Origin of the sequence: Neisseria sp. P0019.S003 (assembly GCF_051957115.1) — a bacterium.
GTDB classification, from domain to species: Bacteria; Pseudomonadota; Gammaproteobacteria; order Burkholderiales; family Neisseriaceae; genus Neisseria; species Neisseria flavescens_D.
The window spans coordinates 163008-180004 of record NZ_JBQCWT010000002.1 but is presented as its reverse complement, the minus strand read 5'-3'; the positions used below and the strand labels follow the sequence as shown (position 1 = coordinate 180004).

Below are 16997 nucleotides of genomic sequence, written 5' to 3'. Positions count from 1 at the left end.
ATTCCCCAAAATCCCCTAAATTCCCACCAAGACATTTAGGGGATTTTCCATGAGCACCTTCTTCCAGCAAACAGCCCAAGCCATGATTGCCAAACACATCGACCGTTTCCCACTATTAAAGTTGGATCAGGTGATTGATTGGCAATCGATCGAACAATACCTGAATCGTCAAAAAAACCGTTACCTTCGAGACCACCGCGGTCGTCCCGCCTATCCTCTGTTGTCCATGTTCAAAGCCGTCCTGCTCGGACAATGGCATAGCCTCTCCGATCCCGAACTCGAACACAGCCTCACCACCCGCATCGATTTCAACCTGTTTTGCCGTTTTGACGAACTGAGCATCCCCGATTACAGCACCTTATGCCGCTACCGCAACTGGCTGGCGCAAGACGACACACTGTCCGAACTGCTAAAACTGATTAACTGCCAACTGGCCGAAAAAGGCCTAAAAGTAGAGAAAGTATACGCCGCCGTCATTGACACCACCATTATTCAGACCCCCGGCAGCAAACAGCGCCAGGCCATAGAAGTCGATGAAGAAGGACAAGTCAGCGGCCAAACCACACCGAGTAAAGACAGCGATGCCCGTTGGATAAAGAAAAACGGTTTATACAGACTCGGTTACAAACAGCATACCCGTACCGATGCGGAAGGCTATATCGAGAAACTGCATATTACCCCCGCCAATGCCCATGAGTGCAAACACCTGTCGCCTTTGTTGGAAGGACTGCCCATTGGAAGGACTGCCCAAAGGTACGACCGTCTATGCCGATAAAGGCTATGACAGTGAGGAAAACCGGCAACATCTGGAAGAGCATCGGCTGCAGGATGGCATTATGCGCAAAGCCCATCGTAAACATCCGCTGTCGGAAGCGCAAACCAAACGCAACCGATATTTGTCGAAAACCCGTTATGTGGTCGAACAAAGCTTCGGTACGCTGCACCGTAAATTCCGCTATGCCCGGGCAGCCTATTTCGGGCTGCTCAAAGTGAGTGCGCAAAGCCATCTGAAGGCGATGTGTTTGAACCTGTTGAAAGCCGCCAACAGGCTAAGTGTGTCTGTTGCCGCCTAAAAGGCGGCCCGGATGCCTGATTATCGGGTGTCCGGGGAGGATTAAGGGGGTATTTGAATAGAATCAGTGGATATTTGAAACAAAAACAGCCGAAAATCTTTATTTAGATTTCGGCTGTTGGGAGAAAAGGAATTTTGCAAAGGTCTCGGCCTTTTTCTTTATGATAAATAATAAATTCAATTTTGATAACAAAATAGTTATTCAAGCCATAAATATCTGTTCAATAACTGCGACATAGAAAAAAGAGTGTACAAAAACACACTCTTTTTCAAACAGATTGCCATCAAATTCTACTCTTAACACCTGCATTCAAATATATAAATTCTGTATAAACATCATTATGCCGGTGAAAAAGCATCACAAAGGAAAGCATCTTCCGGTAAAGCGCAATTTTGAGTCAGCAAACTTTGCGCATTCTCCGTCATGGCTGGTGACCCACAAGCATAAACTTCATATTGCCCCATATCAGGATAATTTTGTGCGGCAACATTTTGCACGTATCCATTCTCCCCTTTCCAATCGGAATTAGGCTTAGAAAGAACAGGCGAAAATTTTGCATTTTTCAGACGGCCTATTAATGCTTCTGCTTCTTCCAATGCGTACAAATCCTCCTGCTGACGTGCTCCCCAGTAAAAATGAACCTGACGTTCGCTATTCTGATGAATCAAATCAAGCAAGATGCTGCGGATAGGTGCGTAACCTGTACCCGTTGCCAACAAAACAATCGGTTTATTGCTGTCCTGTTGCAAAGTGAATGTACCTAATGGCCCTTTAACGCGGACAATGCCTTTTTCTTTGATTTTAGGCTCGGCACCAAAAACCATTTCTGAGCATACGCCGTTTTCACGTTTGCGGATATGCAGGTCCAAAACACCTTCTTGGTCAGGAGAATTGGCAATTGAATAGCTGCGGCTGATATTGCCGGGAAGCAGCAAATCAATATATTGTCCGGCATAAAATGCAAATGACGGCGCTTTAGGCAAAGCCAATCGCAACAAAGCAACATCATGTTTGATTTCAATCGTTTCAATGCGTACAGGCAAAGTGCGCACCGGCAAAGCATTTTGATTAAAACCCGGCACATTGATTTTGAGGTCGCTCTTTGCAGTGGTACAGCACAATAACACTTTACCTTGTGCTTTTTCTTCTTCACTGATGGCTTTATCAATATGTTTGCCCATTTCAAATTCGCCACTAATCAACTCAGCCTTACACTGCCCGCAGGCACCACTTTTGCAAGAATGAGGCAAATTTAAATTCTGACGGGTTGCGGCAGCAAGAACAGTTTCGTCCTCATTCGCCGTAAATGTAGTTTGATCTGGTAAGGTAATGGTATGTGTCATGGTATTTAGAATAAATTTATTATCAAAAACAAAGGCCGTCTGAAAATAAAACCTGTTTTCAGACGGCCTGTCCTATCTATCAAGCCAATTTGGTTTTAATCAACTCTTGAACTTGAGCCGGATTGGCCTTGCCTTTACTTGCTTTCATCACTTGACCGACAATCGCATTCAAGGCTTTTTCATTGCCGGAACGGAATTGCTCAATGGCTTTCGCATTGTTTGCCAACACTTCGTCCACCATCGCTTCAATTGCACCAGTATCAGTAATTTGTTGCAAACCATGTTTCTCGATAATTTCGGCAATACCTGCTTCAGGCTCGGCCCACATTGCTTCAAAAGCTTTTTTCGCCAATTTGCTGCTTAATGTTCCGTCTGCAACTTTAGCAACCAACTCAGCAAGGCGTGGAGCTGTAATCGGGCTTTCAGCCAATTCCAAACCTTCTTTGTTCAAAGTAGCTGCAAGCTCGCCGTTCATCCAGTTCGCCGTTAATTTACCTTGGCCGCAGGCTTTGGCTGCTTCTTCAAAGTAGGCAGCTTGAGCGCGGCTGGCAGTCAACAGGCGCGCATCATAGTCAGACACGCCGTAATCGGCAACAAAACGCGCCGCCATTTCGTGCGGCAATTCAGGCATTTGCTCTTTGGCTTTTTGCAATTGGCCGTCTGAAATAATGACCGGCAGCAAATCCGGATCCGGGAAATAGCGGTAATCGTGTGCATCTTCTTTCAAACGCATCACACGGGTTTCACCTTTTTCAGGGTCAAACAACATGGTTGCCTGCTGTACTTTACCGCCGTCTTCCAAGATTTCGATTTGCGCTTCCACTTCATAATTAATGGCTTGTTCCAAGAAACGGAAAGAGTTGAGGTTTTTAATTTCACGGCGTGTGCCGAACTCTGCCTGACCTTTTGGACGTACAGACACATTGGCATCAACACGGAACGAGCCTTCCGCCATATTGCCGTCACAAATATCCAGCCAAGTCACCAAACCGTGCAACGCTTTAGCGTATGCCACGGCTTCAGCTGCAGATCGCATTTCAGGCTCGGAGACAACTTCCAACAAAGGCGTACCGGCGCGGTTTAAGTCGATACCGGTAGCACCATTCAAACCTTCGTGTACGGATTTACCCGCATCCTCTTCCATGTGCGCACGAGTAACATTGATGGTTTTAACCTCATCGCCCACTACGATTTCCAGCTTGCCGTGTTCAACAATCGGCAAATCCAACTGACTAATTTGATAGCCTTTCGGCAAATCAGGATAAAAATAGTTTTTACGATCGAACACGTTTTTCTGATTGATTTTCGCATCCAAAGCCAAACCGAGTTTGATGGCTTTTTCGACGACTTCACGGTTCATTACCGGCAATACGCCCGGCAACGCACACTCAACCACGCTGGCGTGGGCATTAGGCTCGGCACCGAATGCAGTGGATGCTCCGCTGAAGATTTTGGATTGGGTGTTGAGTTGGACGTGGATTTCCAGTCCGATTACGGTTTCCCAAGTCATAAGGGTCTTTCTGTCGAAAAAAAGTTAATCGGTTAAATGAGTGATTCGTTTTTCAGACGGCCTGAATAAAAAACCATAACAGGCCGTCTGTAAGATAAGTTTATTTCCTGCGGCGTTGGAAACCGGGCAGTTGCCAATGGAAACGGTATGCAGTCAAGCGAAACAACAATCCGCCGGCAAAGAGCAGGTTTAACGTAAAAATATTAATCCAGCCCAAATGCCCGAACAGATAAATCAGCCCGCCAATCAAAATAGCCACGCTGCCGTAAAGGTCGGTGCGCAAAATCATCGGCACATCATTGACCAAAATATCGCGCGCAATACCGCCGCCAACGGCTGTCACAAAAGCCAAAGAAATAACGCCGAACAGATTGAGCTGCAAGGCCATACCGATTTGTGCGCCGGTAATGCTGAACGCTGCCAAACCGATGGCATCGGCAATAATAAAAGCAGCGGCCAAATAGGTGCTGCGATAACGTTGCACCCTTATCAACCATGCGATGGCAAGCGTGGCAAATACGACTATCAGCGCATCGGTTTGCAAAAACACCTGCGGAATCCGGCCGACCAAGCCATCGCGTATCATGCCGCCGCCGACAGCCGTCAGTAACGCAGTAATGACGACACCGAGTACATCCAAACGCTTGTTGTAGCCGACCAAATAGCCGGAAATGGCAAACGCGGCTGTCCCAATGATTTGAATGAAGTCGGTTGTATTCATATATATGTTTTATTCATCAAATGATAGTTTATTTTATAGGCGCTAAACCATTTCTTATTTGCTCTTCTATTTCATCTAACATCTGATAACGCTTACGATACATAGACCGTTTTTTGCTTTCAATTTCCTCAAAATCTTTACGTACCGGCTCTTTTGGAAGATGCCATAATCCATCAACACCTTTTTGAGCACCATGCTCCTGCCAAAATTGGTCATAGTTCATTTTGACACGTTTCTTCAAGCGCCAACGTAGCTTAACTTGCCTATCTTGTGTGATACCAATCACACCATCCAGCTTTAATGCAATAGCAAAATATTGCAGTGCATGCACCATCAATTGCTGAGGACGCAATCCATGTAGCTTCTTAGTTAAACCTCGTACAGTACCTTTCGCTTCTTCTCCTGCCGGCCCCTGAAGGGAGGCTGCAAGCAGCATATTATTTACAAAAGCGAATGTTGTCATATACAGACGTCTTCCATTGCTTTCTCGTAAAGAAAGAGACCACATTCCCTCATCGACGCAATTGTCATTTCGGTTAAGCCAAATCTCAAGGCCATCTGAAGGTTTTGCCAAAACAATATGAAAGGAACGGGTTTTCATACCCATTACTCTTTCTTTTCCAAACAGCTTTTCTGCAGCCTCAAAATCTGACTGCATAATTTTTAACCTATCTTGACCACTAAATTTCTTATCAACAAACTCATGTATCAAAGGATAAGCATCTTGGGGCATTTGACTAAAAAAACCTTGGCATATTTCTGAAGCATTTACAAACTGCTCAAATGCCTTAATTTCTTTACGATACCACAATGTCCGCAATGTAAATTTTAAATGTTGCGTTTTAAACTTTGGCGCATTCTGATAAACAGTTTTAAATTCCGGAAAAGAAAACTTTTCAGGCATATAGACTCCCTACCTTATTTCGGAGCTTTAGTGTGCCAATCGCTGTTCAGCTGAACTTGATGTGCGGCACCCAAAATTTTGGCTTCGGAGAAATAGTTGCCGACAAATTGCACACCAACCGGCAGGCCGTTTGCGCTGAAACCGGCAGGCAGAGTCAGTGCAGGCAAACCGGCAAGATTCACGGCGATGGTGTAAATATCGGACAAGTACATTTGGACAGGGTCGTGGATGTCGCTGCCAAGTTTTGGCGCGGCAGTCGGTGCAGTCGGCGCCAAAATGAAATCACATTGACCAAAGGCCGTCTGAAAATCATTGGCAACCAGACGGCGCAATTTTTGCGCTTTCAGGTAATACGCATCGTAGTAACCATGGCTCAATACATAAGTACCGATCATGATACGGCGTTTGACCTCACTGCCGAAACCTTCGGCACGGGTGTTGCTGTACATTTCTTCCAAATCGCCAAATTGCGCCGCACGATGACCATAACGTACGCCGTCGAAACGGGATAAGTTGGTACTTGCTTCAGCAGAGGCGAGAACGTAATAAGCAGGAATCGACAATGATGTTTGAGGCAGGGAAACTTCAACAGTCTCCGCACCTTGGACTTTGAGCAAATTGATAACACTTTGCAAGGCCGTCTGAACATCGGCATCAGCGCCTTCGCCGAAATATTCTTTAGGCAAACCGATTTTCAAACCTTTGAGCGGCTTGTCCAAATCACGTGTGTAGTCTTCTTGGTCGCGTTCCAAGCTGGTGGAATCACGCTCGTCAAAGCTGGCCATGGTGTTCAACAAAATCGCACAGTCTTCGGCCGTTTGCGCCATAGGGCCGGCTTGGTCAAAGCTGGAAGCATAAGCAACCATACCGAATCGTGAAACCGTACCGTAAGTCGGCTTGATGCCGGTAATGCCGCAATGCGATGCAGGCTGACGGATAGAACCGCCGGTATCCGAACCCAAGGAAGCAGGCGCCAAACGCGCTGCAATCACGGCAGCCGAACCTCCTGACGAACCGCCGGGAACATGTTCAAGATTCCACGGGTTTTTGGTTGCGCCGTAGAATGAAGTCTCATTGGTCGAACCCATGGCGAATTCGTCCATATTGGTACGGCCAAGGGTCACCATGCCGGCATCCAACAGGTTTTGCACCACAGTGGCAGTATAAGGAGAAACAAAGTTATCCAACATTTTGGAGCTGCATGCACTGCGCCAACCTGTTTGGCAGAAAATATCTTTGTAAGCAACCGGCACACCGGTCAAAGCCGTTGCATTACCGGCCGCGATACGCGCATCGGCTGCTTTAGCTTCAGCAAGGGTTTTATCTTGATCGATGGTAACGTAGCCATTGATGGCAGGATTTTTCGCAGCAATAGCGGCCAAATATTCGGTCGCCAATTCGACTGCGGAAATTTGTTTGGATTGCAGCAGGCTGCTGGCTTGTTTGAGCGTGTAAGCGGTCATTGTGCCGTACTTTCTATAAAACAGTTTTTGCTTTCAAAACAGATATTGAAAACATCCGTTTAAATCAATAAATCGGGCCGTCTGAACAAAGTATCCTTTCAGACGGCCTTGCAATAGGGGCTTGCCGATAAGCAAAGGCCGTATGAAACCTTATTCTTCAATTACTTGAGGAACGATATACAGGCGGTTGCGCACTTCGGGGGCAACAGCCTGATATTCTGCAGCGTGGTCGGTTTCAGTCACTTTATCTTCGCGCAGGCGCAAAGCGGCTTCGTGCGGATGCGCCATGGGTTCAATGCCGTCGGTATTGACGCTTTGCATGTTTTCAACCATGGCGAAAATGTCGTTCAACTCGGCAAGCGTTTTGTTTTTTTCTTCGTCCGTTAAAGTGAGGCGCGAGAGTTTTGCGATTTTTTCCACATCATTTAAGCTTAAAGCCATAAAAAATCCTTGTCTGATAGCAATGCCTCTTAGGTTTGGGGTATCATTGCATTTCGTCTTCTATGAAGCGAAGAATTATAACCGAAAACCAAACAGGTTGGCATGGTGTTTTAATTCAGATGGCCTTTTAAGGGGGCATTTATCCGTCTTAAACCGTGTACCTGTTTTTCTTATTTTAAATAATGCTAAACACATCCGGGCTGGGCCGGAATTTCAGGAATCCTATGTTTCGTCTGTTATCTCGTTTCCTCTCCAATGATATTGCCATCGACTTGGGCACGGCCAACACGCTGATTTTTGTACGCGGCAAAGGGATTGTTTTGGATGAGCCGTCTATGGTTGCGATTCAATCCGGCGCAGGCAATAAAAGTAAAATTATGGCAGTGGGCACGGAAGCCAAAAAAATGCAGGGCCGTGCGCCGCGCAATATTGAAATCGTCCGTCCGATGAGGGACGGCGTGATTGCCGATTTTGTGATTACCGAGCGTATGCTGGGTATGTTGATTAAAAAAGCCACCGAAGGACGGTCTTTGGTTCCGCCCCGTGTGGTTATCTGTGTTCCGGGCGGCTCTACCCAAGTGGAACGTAAAGCGATTTTGGATTCTGCATTTGCCGCCGGTGCGGCAAGCGTGCATTTGATTGAAGAACCGATGGCCGCCGCTTTGGGCGCAGGCTTGCCGATTGAAGATGCGGCAGGTTCGATGATTGTCGATATTGGCGGCGGTACGACCGAAATCGGTATTCTTTCACTAGGCGGCATGGCCTATTCTGCTTCTGTCCGCGCAGCCGGCGATGAATTCGATAAAAGCATCATCCATTACCTGCGCCGCCATCGCGGTGTCTTAATTGGCGAAGCGACGGCAGAAGAATTGAAGAAACAAATCGGCTCTGCATCGGGCTTTGAAACAGAAACAGCCATGCGCATTAAAGGCCGCGATCTGGCCGAAGGTACGCCTAAATCCTTGGCGGTTACTTCAAATGAAATCCGTGAAGCATTGAGTGAAACGGTAAATCAAATCATCCGTGCCGTTCGTCTGGCTTTGGAACAGGCTCCGCCCGAATTGGCCGGCGACATCGCCGACCGCGGTATTATGCTGACAGGCGGTGGCGCGCTTCTGCACGGTATCGATACCGTCTTGGCCGATGCAACCGGCCTGCCCGTCGGTATTGCCGACCAGCCTCTAAATTGCGTCGCCTATGGTGCTGGTAAGGCTTTGGACTATATCGGCAAATGGGATACCGTGTTTACGGAAAACCCATAAGGTAGATGGTTATGGAACGCTCTTCTTTGCGCTTTGACGAGGCAAAAGGCCCTAAGCTGTTGCCTCGTTTTGTCGTTTATATCACGCTGGCTGCCGGCCTGATGGTGGCCGATTACCGCTTTTCATTGATGCAGCCTGTACGTGCGGCAGTAATGCCCATGCTCTATCCTGTTCAATGGCTGGCGAATCAACCTGTTCAACTTTATCAATATTTTGCCGACCTCTCCCAGTCCAAATCCGAGCTCTTGGAACAAAACCGCCAGCTTATGGAAGAAAATGGCCGTCTGAAAATCGATTTGCAGCGAGATAAAGTCAATACCAATGAATTGCGTGAATTAAAAAAACTGTACGGTTTGCAACAAAAAGGCATTCACAACGTTATCGGTGCGGAAGTCATTTCCAATGGCAAAGATCCGCTTTCCGAAAGACTGATTATCGGCAAGGGCAGCCAAGATGGCTTGAAAGTTGGCGATGCGGTCATCGATCAAAGCGGTTTGATTGGCCTGTTGACACAAGTTCACACACAAAGTGCGGAAATTGGGCTGATTTCAGGCGGACAAAGCATTGTTCCCATAGCCGTCAGCCGTACCGGCGAACGCAACTTGGCATACGGTAATGGCAGCGGTTTAGATTTGCGCTATTTCCCAACCGGCTCGGACTTGAAACCCGGCGATGTTCTACTGACTTCCGGTTTGGATGGTACTTATCCTGCGGGGATTCCCGTTGCAACCGTCAGCAAGGTTGTCCGCGCATCGGGAACGCCTTATTACGATACGCAACTGACGCCTTTGGCTGCTTTACGCAGCAGCCGTTTTGTCTTGGTACTTTCTTCCGCCCCTTCTTCCCTACGCTGATTTCATGACCGATTTTGACGATTCTTACCGTGCAGTACCGCTGCACATCATGGCAGCCAGTCTCATTGTGATGATGATACTGGACTTTATGCCGTTTTCCTTTGACGGATTCTTTTGGCTGCCTGAAATGACGGCACTGATGTTGCTATATTGGACATTGCACCAGCCGCAACGTGCAGGTATGGGACTGGCTTTTGCCATCGGTCTGATTGTCGATGCAGCAACCGCCGCGACTTTGGGCTTGCACGCCCTGTCTTACGTCGTGATGACTTATTTCATCTTAAACCGCCGCCGCCAGATTATGCTTTACGGCCACATTATGCAATTGGCTGCTGTCTTGGCTGCGCTGCTTCTCAACCAGGCCGTCTTAACTGTTGCCCGTTTGTTCCTTAATCATCAGGTCATCACTTTGCAAGGCTTTGTTGCCCCATTTGTCGGCGCACTACTTTGGCCGATACTCAGCCAGTTGATGCTGATTGTGACCCGTATTTACCGCTCCCACTGAAAAGATGAAACCGATTCTTCCACGCCGTCTTTCCGGTGGTCAACATACCAAAAAACCTTCCGCTCAGGCAGCACAAGCCGACGCTTTGTTGCGCCTGCTCGTTGCTTTTATCCTGATCGTCATCTTCTTTTCCATCTTGCTGGCGCGGTTCTTCTACCTGCAAGTGACTCAACACAACGAGTTTTCCGGTCAGGCATCGAGCAACCGCATTACCCTGATTCCAACGCCGCCCGTACGCGGCGAAATCGTCGACATTAACGGCGTTCCTTTGGCCAAAAACTATCCAGTCTTTTCTCTCGAAGTTATTCCCAGCCGCATTGAAGGCAAGATGGAAGATGTCATTGAAGCATTAAAAAAATACGTTGATATCACGCCGACAGATTTAAAACGCTTCAAAAAATACCGTGAAAGCTATCGAAAATTTGAAAATATCCCGCTAAAGCTCAGGCTGACCGATGAAGAGGCAGCCCGTTTGTCCGTGCATCTGCGCGAATTCAAAGGTGTAGAGGTCAACTCACGCACATTCCGCGAATATCCTTACGGCAAACTGACCTCCCATTTCTTAGGCTATATCGGCCGTATTAGCGATAAAGACAAAGAAATGCTGGAAGAAGAAGGCCTGACCGCCCTCTACCGCGGCAGTACGCATATCGGCAAATCCGGCTTGGAAAAATATTACGAACACCAGCTTCATGGTGTTCCAGGCTATCAAGAAGTCGAAAAAGACGCTTACGGCAATATCGTCCGCGTATTGAAAAATGTCCCGTCCAAAATGGGGCAAACCTTGCGCCTAGGCATGGATATCCGTATGCAGCAGGAAGCCGACCGCATCTTGGACGACCGTCGTGGCGCATTGGTGGCCATCAATCCGCAAGACGGTACTGTTTTGGCATTTGTTTCTAAACCTTCCTTCGATCCCAACCTCTTTATTGATGGCATCGACAGCGACACTTGGAAAATGCTGAATGACGATTGGAAAAAACCTTTGATCAACCGCGTTACCCAAGGCCTTTATCCGCCGGGTTCTACATTCAAACCCTTTATGGGCATGGCCTTGTTGGAAAGCGGCAAAATCACTCAAAACACCATCGTCCCCGCTCCCGGCGCATGGAGCATACCCGGCAGCCGCCATATCTTCCGCGACTCCGTCCGCAGCGGTCACGGCTCGGCCAACTTGAGCAAAGCCATTCAAGTATCCTCAGATACCTTCTTCTACCGTTTGGGTTACGAAATGGGTATCGATAAAGCCTCTCCGTATCTGGCGCAATTCGGTTTCGGCCAGAAAACCGGCATTGACCTGCCTAGTGAATATGTAGGCGTTTTGCCCAGCCGCGAATGGAAAGCCAAACGCTTTGCCAAATCTTCCGACCCGACTGCCAAAGAATGGCGCGCCGGCGAAATGGTTTCCGTCAGCATCGGCCAAGGCTACAACGCCTACACGCCTTTGCAAATGGCACATGCGACAGCATCTCTGGCCAATAACGGTGTCGTTCATCAGCCACATTTGGTCAAAGAAGTATTGGATTTCGGCGCACGCAAAATTACCCGCATCAACCCCAATCCCGAGCGTCAAATTCCGTTCAAAGCCGACAACTTCGAATACGTCAAACGCGCAATGGAAAAGGTATTGAAACCGGGCGGTACGGCACACCGTATCGGTGGCGGACTCGCTTATACGATGGGCGGTAAAACCGGTACGGCCCAAGTCGTACAAATTAAACAAGGCGGCCGCTATAATGCCGCAGCCCTGCGCGAACAACACCGCGACCACGCATGGTTTATCTCGTTTGCGCCATTGGAAAAACCTGAAATCGCCATTGCCGTTATTTTGGAAAACGGCGGTTGGGGTGCGTATGCCGCGCCATTGGCTCGTGAAATGACTGATTTTTATATGCTTCACGTCAAGCCGCAACAGTTTTCAGACGGACTTGAATCAGATTTTACCCAAACTGAAAAAACTGATAAACATCAGCCTATTACCAGTATTTTCCAATCCGCCTACGGACTGACGCCGACAAGCCCTGCCTCACAGCCGGAGGTTCATCATGAATAACACATCAGCGTGGAAAAATTTAAAATCCACCATTGCAGCCCCAATTGACCCTTGGCTGTTTTTTGCCATGCTCGCCATCTATATCATGAGCCTGTTCCTGCTCTATTCTGCGGACGGGCAAGAGTTCGGCCAATTGGAAAACAAAACCATCCATACCGTTTTAGGCTTTGCCCTTTTATGGATTATCGCCGTATTCAAGCCGCAAACGGCTGCCAAAGTTGCCCTGCCTGTTTACATTGTCGGCGTATTACTGCTGATTGGCGTTGAAGTCGCTGGCGTTACCGTCAACGGCTCAACCCGTTGGCTGAGTCTCGGCTTTACCCGTATCCAACCTTCCGAAATCATGAAAATCGGCATTCCCATGACTGTCGCGTGGTATTTCCAACGCTATGAAGGCCGTCTGAAATGGATACATTATATTGTCGCCCTCGTGCTGATTCTTGTTCCTGTCGCCCTGATTTTGAAACAGCCCGACCTCGGTACGGCCGCGCTGATTATGGCTTCGGGTATTTTTGTCATCTTCTTTGCCGGATTACCTTGGAAGGCTATTTTTGCCGCCATTATTGCCTTTGTGGCCGCTTTGCCGCTCTTGTGGAATTACGGCATGCACGACTATCAGAAAACCCGCGTCCTCACCCTGCTCGACCCAACCAAAGATCCGTTAGGAGCAGGCTACCACATCATCCAATCCATGATTGCCATCGGCTCGGGCGGTGTATGGGGTAAAGGCTGGCTCAACGGTACGCAAACCCATTTGGACTATATTCCCGAATCAACGACTGACTTTATTTTCGCAGTATTCGGCGAAGAATTCGGCCTGATTGGCAATATCCTTTTACTGCTGGTTTACCTTATCATTCTGGCACGCGGATTGTGGATTGCCGCGCAAGCGCAATCCCTTTACAGCCGTACTTTGGCAGGCGCGTTGACCATGACTTTTTTCTGCTATGCCTTTGTAAACATGGGCATGGTCAGCGGTATTTTGCCCGTTGTCGGCGTCCCCCTCCCCTTGGTCAGCTACGGCGGTACGGCTACACTTTCCATCATGGTGGTGCTCGCCCTGTTAATGGGTATTGCCAATGAACACAAAAACCTCCGCCGCCGTAATGCGGATAACGATGACCTAACTGAAAGCGAGGAATAATATGGAACTGGGTGTAGAAATTGGCAAGCTGCTTGTGGCATTTCTCGTGCTGATTAATCCTTTCAGCGCGCTCTCGATTTATCTTGATCTGACACAGAACCACAGCACCAAAGAAAAACGCAGAATCGCGCGTACTGCCGCATTGGCTGTTTTCATCGTGATTGTCGTCTTTGCACTGGGCGGCGGTATCTTGTTGAAAGTACTCGGTATCAGCGTCGGCTCCTTCCAAGTCGGCGGCGGTATTCTGGTTTTGCTGATTGCCATCTCCTTAATGAACGGCAACGATAATCCTGCCAAGCCCAAAATCGACCCCAATTCAGAAGAGCATCACCATGAGCAACAAGTCCGCCGCAATGAAAAAGCCATTGCCGTCGTACCCATTGCCATTCCGATTACCATCGGCCCCGGCGGTATCTCTACTGTCATCATTTACTCCTCTGCCGCCAAAAATTACAGCGATATTGCCCTAATTATCATCTCCGGCTTTCTGGTCAGCCTGATTTGCTATCTCATCCTGATCGTTGCCGGACGCATCAGCAAACGCTTGGGCACGACCGGCCTGACCATCCTCAACCGCATTATGGGCATGATGCTTGCCGCCATTTCCGTAGAGATTATTGTTGCCGGCTTAAAATCTATTTTTCCCCAACTGGTCGCTTGAAGTACAATTATTACAATAAAAGGCCGTCTGAAACATTTTCAGACGGCCTCATAAAAACATAAAAACAAAGGAGCCAACCATGTTTCACAGCACCCATGTCTTCACCGGAGAAACCATTTACCGCCGACCGGCGCAAAGCTATACCGAGTTCACCGACGAATTAAACCGCCTCCAAACCCTTCAGCAAACCTTCGCGCAATCAAGCATTACCGAGCGCACCGCCCTCTTACAGCAATTTGCTGACAGCCTCGCCCAAAACCAAGAACGCCTCGCCGAAATGGTTTGCGAAGAAGTCGGACGCTGCCTGCACGAATGCCGTGCAGAAATCAGCAAATCCATCGAGCTTATCCGCTACTACGTCCGCCTTGCCCCCGAGCTGCTTGCCCATAAAACCATCGCCACCCAAGCCAGCCTCAGCCAGGTCCACTTCGAGCCTTTAGGCGTTGTTTTGGCGGTCATGCCGTGGAACTATCCTGTTTGGCAGATTTTACGATTTGCCATCCCAGCCCTGTGCGCCGGCAATGCCTGCGCGGTCAAACCTGCACCCAGTGTTGCCCGCGTCAGCGAAACCCTCTTCAGCCTCGTCCCCAAAGATTTGCCGCTTATCGGCGCATGGTTAAACCATGAAGACACGCTTAAAGCCATTGAAGATACCGATGCCATGGCATTTACCGGTTCGACCCATACCGGCCGCTTGCTGGCCACACATGCAGGAAGACATCTGAAAAAAAACGTCCTTGAATTGGGCGGCAGCAATCCGTTTATCATCCTGCCCGACGCCGATCTGCAACGCGCAGCCATCGATGCCTGCTATTCGCGCTTTCGCGATGCCGGACAATCCTGCAATGCCGCTAAACGCATCGTTGTTACCCAAGATATTGCCGAACAATTTATCTCACTCTTCCTTGCCGAGTGCGCCAAACTGCAAACCGGCAATCCCAAAGATCCGAACACCACCCTTGCCCCGCTTCACCGTGAAGACTTGCGTCAAACCGTACACGAGCAGGTTCAAGATGCGGTTGCACACGGTGCAGAATGCTTGAGCGGCGGCTATATCCCTGATGGAGAAAGCTGGTTTTACCCTGCTACCGTCTTGGATCGAGTCAACCCCAACTGCCGCGTTTGGCACGAAGAAGTCTTCGGCCCGGTTGCCATGATCTTACGCGCCGACAATCCGGATCACGCCGTCGCGCTTGCCAATGACACACCTTTCGGCCTCGGCGCCTGCATTTACACCGCGGACACGGCAAACGCATGGCAATACGCCGAAAAAATCCAAGCAGGCTCTGTCTTTATCAATCGCCACACCAGCAGCGACCTGCGCCTCCCCTTTGGCGGCGTCAAAGCTTCAGGCTATGGACGCGAGCTATCAGAATTCGGACTGTACGAGTTCGTCAACATCAAAACCTATTGGCAAAAATAAACCGTTTCATCAACTCAGGCCGTCTAAAAACCCGATTTCAGACGGCCTGATATTGTTTAAAAAAGCTGGCAAAAATATTGTATTTAATTCCGTACAAACCCTGCAAAGTCAAAGCCGCTCAAAAATAAGAAACCTATCTTAGAAAGCAATCCATATGCCCACGTCGGTTTTGAATCAACAGATTATCATGTTCTTCATTCCGATTGCTGCATTAAACCGTTTCTAAAATACCCAATAAACAAAAAGGCCGTCTGAAATACAACTTCAGACGGCCTTTTCAATCAAGCACTATTTACTGAATTACAGTTTCCATTCAGCCAATTTAGCAGCGTACGCATCCAAGTCGGCGATTGGACGGGTAGCCACGCCGCTTTCCATAGCTGCTTTAGCGGTAGCAGAAGCAACGCGCGGCAACAGGCGGGAGTCGAATGGGGTAGGAATCAGGTATTCCGCACCGAATTCAAATTTCTTACCGTAAGCGGCAACCACTTCTTCAGTTACCTCTTCCATCGCCAAATCAGCCAAAGCATACACGCAGGCGCGTTTCATTTCTTCGTTGATGGTGGTCGCGCCGACATCCAATGCGCCACGGAAGATGAATGGGAAGCACAATACGTTGTTCACTTGGTTCGGGAAGTCTGAACGGCCGGTACCGATGACCACATCCGGACGGGTTTCTTTTGCCAATGGAGGCAGGATTTCCGGATTCGGGTTTGCCATGGCGAACACGATTGGTTTTTCGTTCATGGTGTTCAGCATTTCAGGCATCAGCAGGTTTGCGCCGGACAGACCCAAGAAGATATCTTTACCTTTAACGGCATCGGCCAATACGCGTTGGCCGTTATCTTCAATGGCGTAGAACTGTTTGGACTCGTCCATACGGTCTTTATCTTCGCGTGTTTTATAAATCACGCCTTTGGAGTCGCAGACAGTTACGTTTTCACGTTTCAGACCCAAATCCAGCAATTGGTTCAAGCAGGCAATCGCTGCAGCACCTGCGCCGGAGCACACCAAAGTCGCTTCCTCAATTTTGCGGCCGGTATAACGCAAAGCGTTCAGTACAGCAGCAGCGGTAATGATGGCGGTACCGTGTTGGTCGTCGTGGAATACAGGGATTTTGCAACGTTTGCGCAATTCGCGTTCGATGTAGAAGCACTCAGGCGCTTTGATGTCTTCGAGGTTGATACCGCCGAAAGTCGGTTCCAAAGAAGCGATGATGTCCACCAGTTTTTGAGGGTCTTTTTCATCGATTTCGATATCGAATACGTCAACACCGGCGAATTTTTTGAACAATACGCCTTTACCTTCCATTACAGGTTTACCGGCCAATGCGCCGATGTTGCCCAAACCCAACACTGCTGTACCGTTGGAAATCACGGCAACCAAATTGCCTTTGGCAGTGTATTTGTAGGCAGTTTGCGGATCGGCATGGATTTCCATACAAGGAGCAGCTACGCCCGGAGAGTACGCCAACGCCAAGTCTTTAGACGTGGCCAGAGATTTGGTTGGGGTAACGGAGATTTTGCCCGGCACGGGGAATTCGTGGAACTGCAGGGCGGCTTCTTTTAATGAATTTTCCATTTATCGATCCTGTTTGCGAGAGAGATTTTACAGCGAACAAGTCTGAAACAGGCTGTTTC

At 48.6% G+C, this 16997-nt stretch carries 14 protein-coding genes and 1 pseudogene; 8 read left to right on the top strand and 7 right to left on the bottom strand.

Going from position 1 to position 16997, the window contains the following annotated elements:
• Window positions 1-49 precede the first annotated feature (49 nt).
• Window positions 50-1073, top strand: a pseudogene (locus ACTHTS_RS03970) (IS5 family transposase).
• A gap of 338 nt (window positions 1074-1411) precedes the next feature.
• Here the strand turns inward: ACTHTS_RS03970 and ACTHTS_RS03965 are convergent.
• From ACTHTS_RS03965 to gatC, 6 genes are all read right to left on the bottom strand, one after another.
• A complete protein-coding gene (locus ACTHTS_RS03965; RefSeq protein ID WP_440369279.1) occupies window positions 1412-2416 on the bottom strand; it encodes an FAD-binding oxidoreductase in 1005 nt (334 codons plus the stop codon).
• A 79-nt stretch (window positions 2417-2495) separates the two neighbouring features.
• Window positions 2496-3926, bottom strand: coding sequence for an Asp-tRNA(Asn)/Glu-tRNA(Gln) amidotransferase subunit GatB (gene gatB / locus ACTHTS_RS03960; protein WP_315038393.1), 1431 nt, complete (start codon window positions 3924-3926; stop codon window positions 2496-2498).
• 100 nt (window positions 3927-4026) lie between these two features.
• The gene (locus ACTHTS_RS03955) at window positions 4027-4647 is read right to left on the bottom strand and encodes a trimeric intracellular cation channel family protein (RefSeq protein WP_128581776.1); all 621 of its coding nucleotides are present in this window, start codon (window positions 4645-4647) and stop codon (window positions 4027-4029) included.
• Window positions 4648-4675: 28 nt separating this feature from the next.
• Window positions 4676-5551 carry a VirK/YbjX family protein gene (locus ACTHTS_RS03950; protein WP_440369278.1) on the bottom strand — a complete coding sequence of 292 codons (876 nt, stop codon included), beginning with the start codon at window positions 5549-5551 and terminating at the stop codon, window positions 4676-4678.
• Between the two features lie 14 nt (window positions 5552-5565).
• The gene (gatA, locus tag ACTHTS_RS03945; RefSeq protein ID WP_440369277.1) at window positions 5566-7014 is read right to left on the bottom strand and encodes an Asp-tRNA(Asn)/Glu-tRNA(Gln) amidotransferase subunit GatA; all 1449 of its coding nucleotides are present in this window, start codon (window positions 7012-7014) and stop codon (window positions 5566-5568) included.
• A 150-nt stretch (window positions 7015-7164) separates the two neighbouring features.
• Window positions 7165-7455: an Asp-tRNA(Asn)/Glu-tRNA(Gln) amidotransferase subunit GatC gene (gene gatC, locus ACTHTS_RS03940; protein WP_003685110.1), complete on the bottom strand. Its 291-nt coding sequence runs from the start codon at window positions 7453-7455 to the stop codon at window positions 7165-7167.
• A 224-nt stretch (window positions 7456-7679) separates the two neighbouring features.
• On the opposite strand from gatC, the gene ACTHTS_RS03935 reads away from it, so the two are divergent.
• The 7 genes from ACTHTS_RS03935 (at window position 7680) to ACTHTS_RS03905 (ending at window position 15357) form a co-directional block, all read left to right on the top strand.
• Window positions 7680-8717, top strand: coding sequence for a rod shape-determining protein (locus ACTHTS_RS03935; protein WP_039862245.1), 1038 nt, complete (start codon window positions 7680-7682; stop codon window positions 8715-8717).
• Between the two features lie 11 nt (window positions 8718-8728).
• Entirely contained in the window at window positions 8729-9571 is an 843-nt protein-coding gene (mreC, locus tag ACTHTS_RS03930) for a rod shape-determining protein MreC (protein ID WP_440369276.1), read from the top strand.
• Between the two features lie 4 nt (window positions 9572-9575).
• Window positions 9576-10076 (top strand): rod shape-determining protein MreD, encoded by a 501-nt coding sequence (gene mreD, locus ACTHTS_RS03925; RefSeq protein WP_440344779.1) that lies wholly within the window; start codon window positions 9576-9578, stop codon window positions 10074-10076.
• A 4-nt stretch (window positions 10077-10080) separates the two neighbouring features.
• Window positions 10081-12129: a penicillin-binding protein 2 gene (gene mrdA / locus ACTHTS_RS03920; protein WP_440369275.1), complete on the top strand. Its 2049-nt coding sequence runs from the start codon at window positions 10081-10083 to the stop codon at window positions 12127-12129.
• Window positions 12122-13273: a rod shape-determining protein RodA gene (rodA, locus tag ACTHTS_RS03915; RefSeq protein ID WP_440369274.1), complete on the top strand. Its 1152-nt coding sequence runs from the start codon at window positions 12122-12124 to the stop codon at window positions 13271-13273. The genes mrdA and rodA overlap by 8 nt, the downstream gene beginning before the upstream one ends.
• 1 nt (window position 13274) lies before the next feature.
• Window positions 13275-13934 carry a MarC family protein gene (locus ACTHTS_RS03910; protein WP_049331467.1) on the top strand — a complete coding sequence of 220 codons (660 nt, stop codon included), beginning with the start codon at window positions 13275-13277 and terminating at the stop codon, window positions 13932-13934.
• A 79-nt stretch (window positions 13935-14013) separates the two neighbouring features.
• The gene (locus ACTHTS_RS03905) at window positions 14014-15357 is read left to right on the top strand and encodes an aldehyde dehydrogenase family protein (protein WP_440369273.1); all 1344 of its coding nucleotides are present in this window, start codon (window positions 14014-14016) and stop codon (window positions 15355-15357) included.
• A gap of 300 nt (window positions 15358-15657) precedes the next feature.
• On the opposite strand, the gene ACTHTS_RS03900 is transcribed toward ACTHTS_RS03905, so the two are convergent.
• Window positions 15658-16938: a malic enzyme-like NAD(P)-binding protein gene (locus ACTHTS_RS03900; RefSeq protein WP_440369272.1), complete on the bottom strand. Its 1281-nt coding sequence runs from the start codon at window positions 16936-16938 to the stop codon at window positions 15658-15660.
• Window positions 16939-16997: the final 59 nt, after the last annotated feature.